Source organism: Pseudomonas sp. MWU12-2319, from assembly GCF_023242525.1.
In the GTDB taxonomy this organism is placed as follows: Bacteria; Pseudomonadota; Gammaproteobacteria; order Pseudomonadales; family Pseudomonadaceae; genus Aquipseudomonas; species Aquipseudomonas gingeri_D.
The window spans coordinates 1-14655 of record NZ_JALJES010000014.1; the positions used below are offsets into that span (position 1 = coordinate 1).

Here is a 14655-nt window from a genome sequence, read left to right on the forward strand (position 1 = left end):
CCGAGGCGCGCATTCTACAGCAGCCTCATTTGCTGTCAAGTGATTATTTTCAGAAATTTTCAGAGTTTCCTCTTCAACTTCAACCACTTGCGCTTTCGATCTCTCGTTAGCGGGAGGCGAATTCTACAGCGTTACACGCTGCTGTCAACACCTCTTTTACGCCGCTTTCGACCGGGAGGATCGAACCGCTGAAGAGGCGAAAGCACACTGCCTTTTCAGCTACTCCCACACTTCGATGAACTGAAGCGACCCGCCTGCCAAAACTCTCAAAACCTTTGTAACTCATTGAATCTCAAAGGCTTTTCCGTTTCTACTGCACCGGAAGTGGGGCGAATTATAGAGCCACAGGATTTCCCGTCAACGCTTATTTTCACTTTTCTGTCATAAAGGTCAAAAACAGTGCGCGTCCCGGGTTTTGCGGTGTCTGTACTGACGCCTTCGCGGGCAAGCTCCGCTCCCACAGTCTCCAGGCCTGACCGATAGTTCGCGGTGTGACTCGATCCCGTGGGAGCGGAGCTTGCCCGCGAAGCTTTTAGCGACCTCAAGGAGGTCATCACCTGTAAGCCGGACGCCAACAAGGACGGTGCATGCCTCAAGCCTTGTGGTGCTTCTATATAGAAGAGAACGGGACGCCTTAGAGGACGCCCGCTTCACGCAATGCCGCGACCGCCTCCGGCGCCAGGCCCAACACCCGCTGCAACACCTCCAGCGTATGCTCACCCAGCAGAGGAGGGGCGTTGCGATACTCCACCGGCGTCGCGGACAACCGGATCGGACTCGCCACCTGCGGCACCACTCCCGCCAGCGGATGCGGCAACTCTACCGCCAGGCCACGGGCCCGCACCTGGGGATCGGCGAACACCTGCGACAGATCGTTGATCGGCCCGCATGGCACACCCGCCTGCTCCAACTGTGTCACCCACTCGGCCGTGGTCTTGAACACCGTCGCCTGGCGAATCAACGGAATCAGCACCGCCCGGTTGGCCACCCGCTGCGTATTGGTCTTAAACCGTGGATCGTCCGCCCACTGCGGCTGACCCGCCACCTCGGCAAACTTGCGGAACTGTCCGTCATTGCCCACCGTCAGGATGAAATCACCATCAGCCGTCGGGAAGTCCTGATACGGCACGATATTCGGATGGGCATTACCCAGACGCTTGGGCGCCACTCCGGTGGTCAGGTAGTTCATGGCCTGGTTCGCCAGGCACGCCACCTGCACATCCAGCAACGCCATATCGATATGCTGGCCGCCGCCACCCTGATCGCGATGGGCCAGGGCCGCCAGAATCGCCACCGTGGAATACAACCCGGTCAGAATATCGGTCAACGCCACACCCACCTTCACCGGCCCGGCACCTTCATCACCCTCGGGCCGACCGGTCAGGCTCATCAGCCCACCCAGCCCCTGGATCATGAAGTCATAGCCGGCACGCTTGGCATAGGGTCCGGTCTGACCGAAGCCGGTGATCGAGCAATAGATCAGCTTCGGGTTGAGCGCCTTGAGCGACCCATAATCCAACCCATAAGCCGCCAAGCCACCCACCTTGAAGTTCTCGATCAGGATATCGGACTTGGCCGCCAGCTCCCGCACCAGACGCTGCCCCTCGGGCTGGGTGAAATCGATGGTCACCGACTGCTTGTTACGGTTGGCCGACAGGTAATAAGCCGCCTCCGTGGTGTTCTCGCCGTAGGCGTCCTTAAGGAAGGGCGGCCCCCAGGCGCGGGTATCGTCGCCATTACCCGGCCGCTCGACCTTGATCACCTCCGCCCCAAGGTCCGCCAGGATCTGGCCGGACCAGGGCCCGGCCAATACTCGCGACAAATCCAGCACTCGCAGATGCGATAGCGCGCCCATGAGCCAAGCTCCTTCTATTAATAGAACGCCTGGAGGCCGGTCTGCGCGCGCCCAAGGATCAGCGCATGGACGTCATGGGTCCCTTCATAGGTATTCACCACTTCCAGGTTCACCAGATGACGGGCGATCCCGAACTCGTCGGAGATGCCGTTGCCACCGAGCATGTCACGAGCCATACGGGCGATATCCAGGGACTTGCCGCAGGAATTGCGCTTCATGATCGAAGTGATTTCCACCGCCGCGGTACCTTCATCCTTCATCCGCCCCAGACGCAGGCAGCCCTGGAGGGCGAGGGTGATCTCGGTCTGCATATCGGCCAGCTTCTTCTGGATCAGTTGGGTCGCCGCCAATGGCCGGCCGAACTGTTGACGGTCCAGGGTGTACTGGCGAGCGGTGTGCCAGCAGAACTCGGCGGCGCCCAGTGCCCCCCAGGAAATGCCATAACGCGCGGAGTTGAGGCAAGTGAACGGGCCTTTCAAGCCACGCACTTCAGGGAAGATGTTCTCTTCAGGGACAAACACGTTATCCATGACGATCTCACCGGTGATCGATGCCCGCAGGCCGACCTTGCCGTGAATCGCCGGAGCACTCAGCCCCTTCCAGCCTTTCTCGAGCACGAAACCACGGATATCCCCGGCATCGTCCTTGGCCCAGACCACGAACACATCGGCGATCGGGCTGTTGGTGATCCACATCTTGCTGCCGGTCAGGCTGTAGCCGCCGTCGACCTTGCGTGCACGACAGATCATCGCGCCCGGGTCGGAACCATGGTTCGGCTCGGTCAGACCAAAACAGCCAATCCATTCGCCAGAGGCCAGCTTCGGCAGGTACTTCTGCTTTTGTGCCTCGGTGCCGAACTCATTGATCGGCACCATTACCAGGGAAGACTGCACACTCATCATCGAGCGATAGCCCGAATCGACACGCTCGACTTCCCGGGCGATCAGGCCGTAGCTGACATAGTTCAGCCCGCTGCCACCGTACTCCACGGGAATGGTCGCACCCAACAGGCCGACTTCGCCCATTTCACGGAAGATCGCCGGGTCGGTCTTTTCATGACGGAAGGCTTCGAGCACCCGTGGCGCCAACTTGTCCTGGGCGAATTGCTCGGCCGTGTCGCGGATCATGCGCTCTTCTTCAGTGAGCTGTTGATCCAGCAGCAGGGGATCGATCCAGTTGAAGCTTGCCTTGGCGCCCATGGGTGAGTCCTCGTGAAGTCAGTGAAAAAGGTCTGGACTGATCCTAGGCGCCACCCAGCCATCCGGCAAACGAGGATTTCGCATACTGTTGTGCTAATTTCTCACTCCGAAAAGCTTTCAACCGCTATTTAGCACCACCTTTAGTGAGGTTGCCGTACATGCGCCGCAAAATCCCCAGTACCACCGCGCTGATCAGCTTCGAAGCCGCGGCCCGTCACGAGAGTTTTACCAAGGCCGCCCAGGAGCTCTCCCTCACTCAAGGTGCCATTTGCCGACAGATCGCCAGCCTGGAGGAGTTTCTTGGCGTCGAACTGTTCCGACGCTCCCGACGCGGCGTAAAGCTGACCGAAGCAGGGCTTTCCTACAGTCGGCGGGTCGCCACGCAGCTGGACGCGGTGGAACGCGACACGCTGTCAGTCATGGGGCAGCAGGGCGCCAACGTCATCGAACTGGCCGTGGTCCCGACCTTCGGCACCCAATGGCTGCTGCCCAGGCTCAAGGACTTCCAGCAGCAGCACCCGGAAGTCACCGTCAACCTGACCAACCGCACCCGACCGTTTCTTTTCGCCGATACCGACTTCGACGCCGCGATCTACTTCGGCGATGCCGACTGGTCGGGTACCGAGTCCCATCGGCTGATGGGCGAGAACCCCATGCCGGTGTGCAGCCCCAGCCTGCTGGGCAGCCAGCAAAGCCTCAGCGCCACGCGGATCGCCGAACTGCCGCTGCTGCAACAGACCACCCGGCCCTATGCCTGGCGCCAGTGGTTCAACGCCCAGGAGCTGAATGTGCCCCGCGACATGACAGGGCCGCGCTACGAGCTATTCTCCATGTTGGCCCAGGCCGCCATGCACGAGATGGGCGTCGCGCTGATTCCACCCTTCCTGATCCAGCGGGAACTGGAAGAGCGGCGCCTGGTAATCGCCAACCCCAATGCGTTGTCCAGCATCAAGGCGTATTACCTGATGATTCCCGAGCGAAAGGTCGAATCGGCGTCCTTGCGTGCTTTTCGTGACTGGCTGATAAACCAGGCGCACGGCTATAGCCTCCTGTCTTCAAGGCCCACAGCAATTACCTGACCCTGTAGTCAATTACTCTTAACACCTACAGATATAACAATATGTCGCCTTTAGGCAGACTGTACCGATACCCGCAAATTTGGTACGAAAGTGCCTGCCAGCAAGGCTTGTAAGGCCTATTTCCGTCCAATACCGACTCATTCACGCCACCGATTCGAATTTTCTTCAATTCCAGCCAGAATCCTTGTGAGCCCCCTGTATTATGGGCTCATGGCATTTACCTGCGACATTTGGTCACAGCGTGACTTGTAGTTAATCTCGCGTCACCTTTCAGAATATCTTGAAGGGTGTGGTTTTCACCTGCAAAATGCCGCGCCCCGCCGACAAATCCGGCGGGATCGTGCTGATCGGCCGCTCCAGACGCACCATCCGCAGTGCGCTGGCCTCTTATAAAAAAGATCACGCAGGAGATTTGACGTGCACATTGGTGTTCCTCTCGAAACCCAGACGGGTGAAACCCGGGTTGCTGCAACCCCGGAAACCATCAAGAAGCTGATCGGCCAGGGTCATAAGGTCACTGTGCAAAGCGGCGCCGGGCTTAACGCCAGCGTTGTCGACAGTGCCTATGAAGCGGCGGGGGCGGCCATTGGCAACGCCAACGACGCCTTTGGCGCCGAGCTGATCCTCAAGGTGGTGGCGCCCAGCGACAGCGAACTGACGCTGATCAAGCGCGGCACCGTCCTGGTGGGCATGCTCAATCCGTTCAACAACGAAACCCTCGCCAAGCTCGCCGAACACGGCATCACCGCCTTTGCCCTGGAGGCCGCGCCACGCACCTCCCGCGCCCAGAGCCTGGATGTGCTGTCGTCCCAGGCCAACATTGCCGGCTACAAGGCGGTGTTGCTGGCGGCCCATCACTACCCGCGCTTCATGCCGATGCTGATGACCGCGGCGGGTACCGTGAAGGCCGCGCGCGTGCTGATCCTCGGGGCCGGTGTCGCCGGCTTGCAGGCCATCGCCACCGCCAAGCGCCTGGGTGCGGTGATCGAAGCCTCGGATGTGCGCCCCGCGGTGAAGGAACAGATCGAATCCCTCGGCGCCAAGTTCGTCGACGTGCCCTATGAGACCGATGAAGAACGCGAATGCGCGGTCGGCGTCGGCGGTTATGCCCGGCCGATGCCCGCCAGCTGGATGCAGCGCCAGGCCCTGGCGGTGCACGAGCGCGCCAAGCAGGCCGATATCGTCATCACCACCGCGCTGATCCCGGGTCGCAAGGCGCCAGTGCTGCTGAGCGCCGAGACCGTCGCGCAGATGAAGCCCGGCTCGGTGGTCATCGACCTCGCGGCAGCGCAAGGCGGCAACTGCCCGCTGACCGTGGCGGACCAGGTGGTGGTCGAAAATGGCGTGACCATTTGCGGCCCGACCAACCTGGCCGGCGCAGTCGCGGCGGATGCTTCGGCACTCTATGCGCGCAACCTGCTGGACTTCCTCAAGCTGGTCTTCAACAAGGAAGGCCAATTCGAAGTGAACCTCGAAGACGACATCGTCGCCGCGTGCCTGATGTGCCGCAACGGCCAAGTCATCCGCAAAAACGCCTAAGCAGGGATTCAGACGATGGAAGAGCTTATCTCCCCCGGTATCTACAACCTGATCATCTTCGTGCTGGCGATTTATGTCGGTTACCACGTGGTCTGGAACGTTACACCTGCGCTGCACACGCCCTTGATGGCGGTGACCAACGCGATCTCGGCGATCGTCATCGTCGGCGCCATGCTGGCCGCCGCCCTGACCGTGACCCCGCTGGGCAAGACCATGGGCACCCTGGCCGTGGCCCTGGCCGCCGTGAACGTGTTCGGTGGCTTCCTGGTGACCCGTCGCATGCTTGAGATGTTCAAGAAAAAAGCCCCGAAAGCAGTAAAAGAAGAGGCGCCCAAGTAATGAGCATGAATCTCGTCACGACGCTCTACCTGATCGCGTCGATCTGCTTTATCCAGGCCCTCAAGGGCTTGTCGCACCCGACCACCTCGCGGCGCGGCAACCTGTTCGGCATGCTCGGCATGGCCCTGGCGATCCTCACCACCATCGGCCTCATCTATAAGCTGGGTGCCGAGCTGGCCACGGCCGGCATCGGCTACGTCATCGTCGGCCTGCTGATCGGCGGCACCGCCGGTTCGATCATGGCCAAGCGGGTCGAGATGACCAAGATGCCGGAACTGGTCGCCTTCATGCACAGCATGATCGGCCTGGCGGCGGTGTTTATCGCCATCGCCGCGGTGGTCGAGCCGCAATCCCTGGGTATCGTCAAACAACTGGGGGATTCGATCCCGCCGGGCAATCGCCTGGAGCTGTTCCTCGGCGCCGCGATCGGTGCGATTACCTTCTCCGGTTCCGTGATCGCCTTCGGCAAGCTGTCGGGCAAGTACAAGTTCCGCCTGTTCCAGGGCGCACCGGTACAGTTTGGCGGGCAGCACAAGCTGAACCTGCTGCTGGGCCTGGCCACCCTCGGCCTCGGCCTGACCTTTATGCTCACCGGCAACCTCAATGCCTTCGCCCTGATGCTGGCCCTGGCCTTCGTCCTCGGCGTGCTGATCATCATCCCCATCGGCGGCGCCGACATGCCGGTGGTGGTGTCGATGCTCAACAGCTACTCCGGCTGGGCCGCGGCGGGGATCGGCTTCTCGCTGAACAACTCGATGCTGATCATCGCCGGCTCCCTGGTGGGTTCAAGCGGTGCGATCCTCTCGTACATCATGTGCAAGGCCATGAACCGCTCGTTCTTCAACGTGCTGCTCGGCGGCTTCGGCAACACGGCCGACGCAGCGGGCCCGGCCGGTTCGAAGGAAGCCCGTCCGGTGAAATCCGGCTCGGCGGATGACGCCACCTTCCTGCTGACCAACGCCGACACCGTGATCATCGTGCCCGGCTACGGCCTGGCGGTGGCCCGGGCACAGCATGCGCTCAAGGAACTGACCGAGAAGCTGACCCACCGTGGCGTGACCGTGAAATACGCGATCCACCCGGTGGCAGGACGCATGCCCGGGCATATGAACGTGCTGCTGGCCGAGGCCGAAGTGCCTTACGACCAGGTGTTCGAGATGGAAGACATCAACTCCGAGTTCGGCCAGGCCGACGTGGTGCTGGTGCTCGGCGCCAACGACGTGGTCAACCCGGCGGCGAAGAACGATCCGAAATCGCCGATTGCCGGCATGCCGATTCTCGAGGCCTTCAAGGCCAAGACCATCATCGTCAACAAGCGCTCCATGGCCAGCGGTTATGCCGGCCTGGACAACGAACTGTTCTACCTCGACAAGACCATGATGGTCTTCGGCGATGCGAAGAAGGTCATCGAGGACATGGTCAAGGCTGTCGAGTAAAAGCTTGCGCTAACGCAATATCGAAAACCCCGGCCTCCCGTAGGCTGGGGTTTTTCTTTGCCCGCAAAAAAACCGACCAAAGGCGCTGAATCCTCAATCGGCATTCGACCTTGGTCGCGCGGCGAAACTTTTTGAAACCTCTAGACTGCGCATCTTGCTTCCGTTGCCTGAGATAACACGCCATGTACCGTGATCGTATTCGCTTGCCTTCGTTGTTGGACAAGGTCATGGGCGCAGCCGACGCTGCCGCCCTGATTCAGGACGGCATGACCGTCGGCATGAGCGGCTTCACCCGCGCCGGTGAAGCCAAGGCCGTGCCCCATGCACTGGCCGAGCGCGCCAAGACGTCGCCGCTGAAAATCACCCTGATGACCGGTGCCAGCCTGGGCAACGACCTCGATAAACAGCTCACCGAAGCCGGCGTGCTGTCGCGCCGTATGCCATTCCAGGTGGACAGCACCCTGCGCAAGGCGATCAACGCCGGCGAAGTGATGTTTATCGACCAGCACCTGTCGGAAACCGTCGAGCAACTGCGCAACAAGCAGCTCAAGCTGCCGGACCTGGCGGTGATCGAAGCCGTGGCCATCACCGAAGAGGGGCATATCGTGCCGACCACTTCGGTGGGCAACTCGGCCAGCTTCGCGATCTTTGCCAAGCAGGTGATCGTCGAGATCAACCTGGCGCACAATCCGAACCTGGAAGGCCTGCACGACATCTATATCCCCAGCTACCGACCGACCCGCACGCCGATCCCGCTGGTAAAGGTCGACGACCGCATCGGTAGCACCGCGATCCCGATCGACCCGGCCAAGATCGTTGCCATCGTGATCACCAACCAGCCCGACTCGCCGTCCACCGTCACCCCGCCAGACGACGACACCCAGGCCATTGCCAGTCACCTGATCGCCTTCCTCAAGGAAGAAGTGGCCGACGGGCGCATGACCAACAAGCTCGGCCCGCTGCAGGCCGGGATCGGTAACATCGCCAACGCGGTGATGTGCGGGCTGATCGACTCGCCGTTCGAAGACCTGACCATGTACTCCGAAGTGCTGCAGGACTCGACCTTCGACCTGATCGACGCCGGCAAGCTGTCCTTCGCCTCCGGCAGCTCGATCACCTTGTCGAGCCGGCGCAACAGCGATGTGTTCGGCAACCTGGAACACTATAAAGACAAGCTGATACTGCGCCCGCAGGAAATCTCCAACCACCCGGAAGTGGTGCGGCGCCTGGGCATCATCGCCATCAACACCGCCCTGGAGTTCGACCTGTACGGCAACGTCAACTCCACCCACGTCTGCGGTACGCGGATGATGAACGGCATCGGCGGCTCCGGCGACTTCGCCCGCAACGCGCACCTGGCGATCTTCGTCACCAAGTCCATTGCCAAGGGCGGGGCCATTTCCAGCGTGGTGCCCATGGTCAGCCACGTCGACCACACCGAGCATGACGTGGATATCCTCGTCACCGAAATCGGCCTGGCCGACCTGCGCGGCCTGGCGCCACGGGAACGGGCGAGGGTGGTGATCGACAACTGTGTGCATCCGGACTACCGCGAAGCCCTGAACAGTTACTTCAATCGTGCCTGTGCCCTGGGCGGTCACACCCCACACATCCTCCGTGAAGCACTGAGTTGGCACATCAACCTGGACGAAACCGGGAAGATGCTGCCGAGCTGATTGATACAGTTGGGCGCTGACGCAAACACAGTTTCGTCAGCCCCTCTGCATTTCTCGGCAATGTTAGAAAAACTGTACTGCTGTACCGGTCATTTCCCACCTTGAATCACCTCGGGTCTCCCTCGGCCAGACGAAAATGCACCATTTAGAGGCAGACAGGTACAGTTGCCTCAGTTTCGAGCAGTACAGCACCCTTAAACAGTTAACTGAGCCCTCACAATACAGATGAACTGTATCTACAGAGACTAGGCAAAGAGGAGGATCATTGGCATCAGTTAAACCACTACCTAATCCCGCCACAAGCGGAAGGATGCTAATCATGGAACGTACACTCAGTTCCGACATGTTCTACGAAAACACCGCTACTGACGCTCAAGCTTCGATGCCTCTGCGCGTTCTCGCCAACCTGATGTTGTGGCAGCGCCGCATTGCCAGCCGCCATCAACTGGCTCGCCTGGATTCGCGTCTGCTGGCCGATGCCGGGATCAGCGAAGCACAGCGTTACGAAGAGTTGAGCAAGCCGTTCTGGCGCTAAGCAGCGCTCGCTGGCCCTGACCCACCGGGTCCACCGCCAGCACCCGAATTGAAAAAACAGAGCCCGTCGCGGGAAACCGCGACGGGCTTTGTCGTTTCCGGCAAGTTGATTTCAGGAAAAGGCGCGAGAAAACGCCAGACAGGTACAGTTATATAGATATAAAAATATACCAGTACACTTTTGCTCAACCTGAACGAACGCCTCTAAACCGCGGATCAGCCGACGAAACTCGCTTTCGGCAGGCAGGGAACTCTGTCTAATATCGCGGTCTTAGGTAGCCAGCAGCGCGGAATGTGCGTCTGAGGTTTATCGTCCATTGTGTTCGAGTGGCGGCCTTTATCCGCTGCCACTGTTCCTCTTCATACCCCTGGAGATTCACCATGTCCCGCCTTCGCCTGCTGAGTGCCGCCGCCCTGTTGACCCTGGCCAGCACCGCCCATGCCAGCAGCTTTATTGTCACCACCGACTCGCTGGTCGGCGCCCTCAAGGCCACTTCCGACGCCTCGTCCGATGCCACCTCGTCGTTGCGCGACAACAAGATCGTGCGTGCGGCCCAGGATGACGCCGCCAGCTTCGTCGCCAGCAATGGCCAGATCCGCAGCGTGAAGCTGGAAAGCGCCTTCGACACCATCCGTCGCCAGGCCCCGCAATTGCAGGCCAGCGATGCACAGTTGGCCCAGGCGATCCTGGCCATCTGAAACCCTGGCGCATGGGCCGTGGATTCCGCTAGCCTGGGCGCTCGCTCAATAAGACATAGAGACCCATGCGCTCACTCACCTTATTGCTCATAGCGCTCGCCTGGATCAGCCAGGCCCAGGCCTTCGACCTGACCACCCAGACCCTGGTCGGCAGCGGTTATGTCACCAGCCAAGTGACCACCGCTCCCTTCGACCGTAAACTGATACTGGCCGCCCAGGATGACGCAGCCGCTTTTGTAGCCAGCGATGGCCAACTGCGCGGCGCGCAACTGGAGTCGGCCCTGGCGTACCTGCGCCGAACCCAGCCAAAACTTCATGCCAGCGACCTTGAACTGGCCCAGGCAATTCTCGTCCAATAGTCACTTTGCATTCCCGGAGACCTTTACATGCGTACCCCCCTGATCGCCGCCGCCCTCGGCCTGCTGTTGCTGACCGACGTGGCTTCGGCGCACACCCTGGTGGCTACCAGCAATATGCTTGTACGGGCCACGGGCCGTACCCTCGACTTCACCTCGGACACCACCACCTCGATCCGCGACTCGAAAGTGGTCCGGGAAGCCCACGACGACGCCGCCAGTTTCGTCGCCAGCCAGGGCGATATCCGTGGGGCCCACCTGGAAGCCGCCTTTGCCGCCTTGCGTACTGAAGTGCCAGGCGCCCGTGACGCCAGCGATCAAGACCTCGCCGAAGCCATTCTCGCCCTGTGAGATTACTCACCGGCGGGCTGCTGGCCTGCGCCCTGTTGCTGTTCGGCAACGCGGCCCAGGCCAGCCTGCAATTGCACCTCAAGACCGAAGGTCTGAGCCCGGCCGAGCAACAGGCCAGCCAGGTGTTGATCGATGAGGCCATGGCCCATCTGCCGCCGCGTTTTATCGAACAGCTGGACCGCAGCATTGATTTTGTCTGGTCGACCCAGATGCCGGACAACGCCTACGGCGAGGCCTCATTGGTCTCCGAAGTGGACCTCAATCGCAGGCTGTTGCCCGGCCTGGTGGACGGTTCGGCCGCGACGAAAAAAACCAATCGGTCCCACGGCACCGTGCGCGAGGAAATGCTCGCCACCGTTCTTCACGAACTGACCCATATTTATGACCGCGCCCGCTTGTGGCCCGACGCCGAACGGACGCTGATCCAGCGCTGCACCCAGCGTGACAGCAATACCGGCCTGGTCGGCCTGCCCGATCAATGCCGGGGCCAGACCGGCCGACGCTTTACCCTCAGCGATGACCCGCGCCTGCTCGACCTCGCCGGCTGGCCACAAGTGGTCGGCACCCGTGGCCAGCGGGAACAGCGCAACAGCCAGGTCGTGCGCAGCCCGGATATCTACGAGACCACCAATCCCAAGGAGTTCGTCGCGGTCAATATGGAGTACTTCCTCCTCGACCCGGCCTACGCCTGTCGCCGTCCGGCACTGTATCGCTACTACCAGGAACGCTTCGGTTGGGCGCCACCGGCCAAGGACAGCTGCGACCGGGCGTTCCCGTTCCTCAACGCCGGCAATGACTTCGGCAAGACGCCCCTGGGCAAGATCGACCCCGAGCGGGTCTACGAAGTCGACTACCTGCTGGCCGAAGCCAACCAGAACTGGGTCAGCCGCTGGGGCCACAGCATGCTGCGCCTGGTGATCTGTGCCCCGGGCCGGCCACGGGGGCCGGATTGCCGGCTGGATCTGGACCAGCACCTGGTGCTGTCCTATCGCGCTTTCGTCAACGACGTCCAGCTTTCGACCTGGGGTGGGCTGAACGGGGCCTATCCGTCGCGGCTGTTCGTCTTGCCGCTGTCCCAGGTGATCGACGAATACACCAAGACCGAACTGCGCAGCCTGGCCTCGGTGCCGCTGAAGCTGTCGCGCAAGGAAATCGAGGAAGTGGTCGAGCATGCCGCCGAAATGCACTGGAGCTACGACGGCAACTACTACTTCATCAGCAACAACTGCGCGGTGGAGACCTTGAAGCTGTTGCGCAGCGGCAGCGACAACGCCCAGCTCAAGGGCCTGGACAGCATTGTCCCCAATGGTTTGCTGGAGGTACTCAAGGGCCGTGGCCTGGCCGACACCAGCGTGCTCGACGATCCCCGTGAGGCCTTGCGCCTGGGTTACCGCTTCGACTCCTACCGGGATCGCTACCAGGCCATGTTCGATGTCTTGAGAAAACAGTTGCCGATCAAGCAGGAAACCGTCGAGGACTGGTTGTCGCAGCCCGCCGAAGCCCGGCGCCCATGGTTTGCCCAGGCCAACCTGCGGGCCAGCGCGGCCATGCTGTTGTTGGAGCAGGCGAGCTTTCGCCGACAGTTGCTGCTGGCCCAGGACGAGGTGAAACAGAAGTACCTCGGTGCCCGCGACATCAAGCTCAAGGACAACGACATGGACAAGGCCAACCGCACCTTGCAGGAGATCCTTGCCAACAGTGGCTACCTCAGTCGTCCGGCGGAATTGCTCGGCAGCAGCGGCTACGGCTTGCCACAACCGTCCGAGTGGAAGCGCCTGGAAGCCGAGAGCAGCCAGCGCCAGCAGCAATTGCAACGGCTGACCGGCGACCTCGACAAGGAGATCCGCAAGTTGCTGGACCCGGCCCGGGAAGCGCAGATCGAGGCCAGCGAAACCAACCTGAAGATGGTCGGCGAACACCTGCGGGCGCTGCACAAGGCGGCGGGCGGGTTGGAGCTGCCCTGACCGCGCAGCTCGACGACGCCTCCACAGTTTTTTCTCCCCCAAGCCGCCAGCGAAAGCTGGCTGAAAGCTTGCCCCTTTAGCATCACCTCACCGCCGGCACCAAACCGGTCGGCCGTGGCGCGTCCTGAAGACGCTCGACGGCCCCTTCACAACAATAAGATGGTGATACCGATGTCCGCTACGACCCGCCTGTTCGCTGCAACTCCGTTCGTGCCTTTCGCGCCGCCCGCCCAGCACTGACCCCAGTCGCTTCGCCCTTCCCCAGCCGCGTTACGCCCGGAGTCTCCCCATGCTGACTTTCCTTGGCTTTGCCATGGTCATTACCTTCATGTACCTGATCATGACCAAGCGCCTGTCCGCGCTGATCGCCCTGATCATCGTCCCCATCGTCTTCGCCCTGTTCGGCGGTTTTGCCGCAGGCATCGGCAAGATGATGATCGACGGCATCACCAAGCTCGCGCCCACCGGCGTGATGCTGATGTTCGCCATCCTGTATTTCGCCCTGATGATCGACTCCGGTCTGTTCGACCCGGCCGTGCGCAAGATCCTCAAGCTGGTCAAGGGCGACCCGCTGAAAGTCTCGGTGGGCACCGCCGTGCTGGCCCTGGTGGTGTCCCTGGACGGTGACGGCGCCACCACCTACATGATCTGCGTCGCCGCCATGCTGCCGCTGTACAGCCGCATCGGCATGAGCCCGCGGATCATGGCCGGGCTGATCATCCTCGCCGGCGGCGTGATGAACATGACCCCCTGGGGCGGCCCGACCGCCCGTGCCGCCAGCGCGCTGCACGTCGACCCCTCGGATATCTTCGTGCCGATGATCCCGGCCATGCTCGCCGGGGTCCTGGCGATCCTGGTCATCGCCTATTTTTATGGCCTGCGCGAACGGGCACGCCTGGGCGAGCTGCATGTTATCGGCGATGAGGTCGACCACAGCGAAATCAGCGTCTCGCAATACCCCGACGCCCGCCGGCCGAAACTGATCCTGTTCAACGGTGCCCTGACCATCGCCCTGATGGGCGCGCTGATCGCCGGCCTCCTGCCGTTGCCGGTGCTGTTCATGGTGGCGTTCAGTATTGCCATGATCGTCAACTACCCGTGCCTGCAACAGCAGAAGGAGCGCATCGCCGCCCACGCCGGCAGTGTGCTGGCAGTGGTCGGGCTGATCTTCGCCGCCGGGATCTTCACCGGTATCCTGTCCGGCACCGGCATGGTCGACGCCATGTCCAAGAGCCTGCTGGCGGTGATCCCGCCGGCGCTCGGCCCTTACCTGGCGCCGATTACCGCGCTGGTGAGCATGCCGTTCACCTTTTTCATGTCCAATGACGCCTTCTACTATGGCGTGCTGCCGGTACTGGCCGAAGCCGCCAGCCACTACGGCATCAGCGCGGTGGAAATGGCCCGTGCCTCGATCGTCGGCCAGCCCGTCCACCTGTTGAGCCCGCTGGTGCCCTCGACCTACCTGCTGGTGGCCCTGGCCGGTATCGAGTTCGGCGATCACCAGCGCTTCACCCTCAAGTGGGCGGTGCTGGTGTGCCTGTGCATCCTGCTGGCCGCCTTGTTGCTGGGGACCTTTCCTCTGTACGGCAGTCTATAAGGCAATGATTCACTGTCGTGTCGGCGCACGG

The 14655-nt window shown here is 61.6% G+C and carries 13 protein-coding genes; 11 read left to right on the forward strand and 2 right to left on the reverse strand.

The window, feature by feature from the left end; genetic code table 11:
* Positions 1–634: 634 nt before the first annotated feature.
* Both M5C01_RS21760 and M5C01_RS21765 read right to left on the reverse strand, forming a co-directional pair.
* Positions 635–1855 (reverse strand): CaiB/BaiF CoA-transferase family protein, encoded by a 1221-nt coding sequence (locus M5C01_RS21760; protein WP_152736510.1) that lies wholly within the window; start codon positions 1853–1855, stop codon positions 635–637.
* A 17-nt stretch (positions 1856–1872) separates the two neighbouring features.
* A complete protein-coding gene (locus M5C01_RS21765; protein ID WP_103496304.1) occupies positions 1873–3054 on the reverse strand; it encodes an acyl-CoA dehydrogenase in 1182 nt (393 codons plus the stop codon).
* Between the two features lie 158 nt (positions 3055–3212).
* Between M5C01_RS21765 and M5C01_RS21770 the strand changes: the two genes are divergently transcribed.
* The 11 genes from M5C01_RS21770 to M5C01_RS21820 all read left to right on the forward strand — a co-directional run bounded on the left by M5C01_RS21770 (position 3213) and on the right by M5C01_RS21820 (position 14624).
* Positions 3213–4133 carry a LysR family transcriptional regulator gene (locus tag M5C01_RS21770; protein ID WP_152736511.1) on the forward strand — a complete coding sequence of 307 codons (921 nt, stop codon included), beginning with the start codon at positions 3213–3215 and terminating at the stop codon, positions 4131–4133.
* Positions 4134–4550: 417 nt separating this feature from the next.
* A complete protein-coding gene (locus M5C01_RS21775) occupies positions 4551–5672 on the forward strand; it encodes a Re/Si-specific NAD(P)(+) transhydrogenase subunit alpha (RefSeq protein ID WP_178129689.1) in 1122 nt (373 codons plus the stop codon).
* A gap of 15 nt (positions 5673–5687) precedes the next feature.
* Positions 5688–6011, forward strand: coding sequence for an NAD(P) transhydrogenase subunit alpha (locus M5C01_RS21780; RefSeq protein WP_003187010.1), 324 nt, complete (start codon positions 5688–5690; stop codon positions 6009–6011).
* Positions 6011–7447, forward strand: a complete 1437-nt coding sequence (locus M5C01_RS21785; RefSeq protein WP_100940040.1) for an NAD(P)(+) transhydrogenase (Re/Si-specific) subunit beta — start codon at positions 6011–6013, stop codon at positions 7445–7447. Before M5C01_RS21780 ends, M5C01_RS21785 begins: the two co-directional genes overlap by 1 nt.
* Before the next feature lie 182 nt (positions 7448–7629).
* Complete coding sequence (locus tag M5C01_RS21790; protein ID WP_152736512.1) at positions 7630–9123, forward strand: acetyl-CoA hydrolase/transferase family protein; 1494 nt, start codon at positions 7630–7632, stop codon at positions 9121–9123.
* Positions 9124–9442: 319 nt separating this feature from the next.
* Entirely contained in the window at positions 9443–9658 is a 216-nt protein-coding gene (locus M5C01_RS21795) for a DUF1127 domain-containing protein (RefSeq protein ID WP_100940038.1), read from the forward strand.
* Positions 9659–10038: 380 nt separating this feature from the next.
* Entirely contained in the window at positions 10039–10356 is a 318-nt protein-coding gene (locus tag M5C01_RS21800; RefSeq protein WP_152736513.1) for a DUF2388 domain-containing protein, read from the forward strand.
* Positions 10357–10421: 65 nt separating this feature from the next.
* Positions 10422–10715 (forward strand): DUF2388 domain-containing protein, encoded by a 294-nt coding sequence (locus M5C01_RS21805; RefSeq protein WP_103496298.1) that lies wholly within the window; start codon positions 10422–10424, stop codon positions 10713–10715.
* Positions 10716–10742: 27 nt separating this feature from the next.
* The gene (locus M5C01_RS21810) at positions 10743–11063 is read left to right on the forward strand and encodes a DUF2388 domain-containing protein (protein WP_103496297.1); all 321 of its coding nucleotides are present in this window, start codon (positions 10743–10745) and stop codon (positions 11061–11063) included.
* Positions 11060–13027, forward strand: a complete 1968-nt coding sequence (locus M5C01_RS21815; protein ID WP_177103864.1) for a DUF4105 domain-containing protein — start codon at positions 11060–11062, stop codon at positions 13025–13027. Before M5C01_RS21810 ends, M5C01_RS21815 begins: the two co-directional genes overlap by 4 nt.
* A gap of 289 nt (positions 13028–13316) precedes the next feature.
* On the forward strand, positions 13317–14624 hold the full coding sequence (locus M5C01_RS21820; RefSeq protein WP_152736514.1) for a CitMHS family transporter: 1308 nt from the start codon (positions 13317–13319) through the stop codon (positions 14622–14624).
* Positions 14625–14655 lie beyond the last annotated feature (31 nt).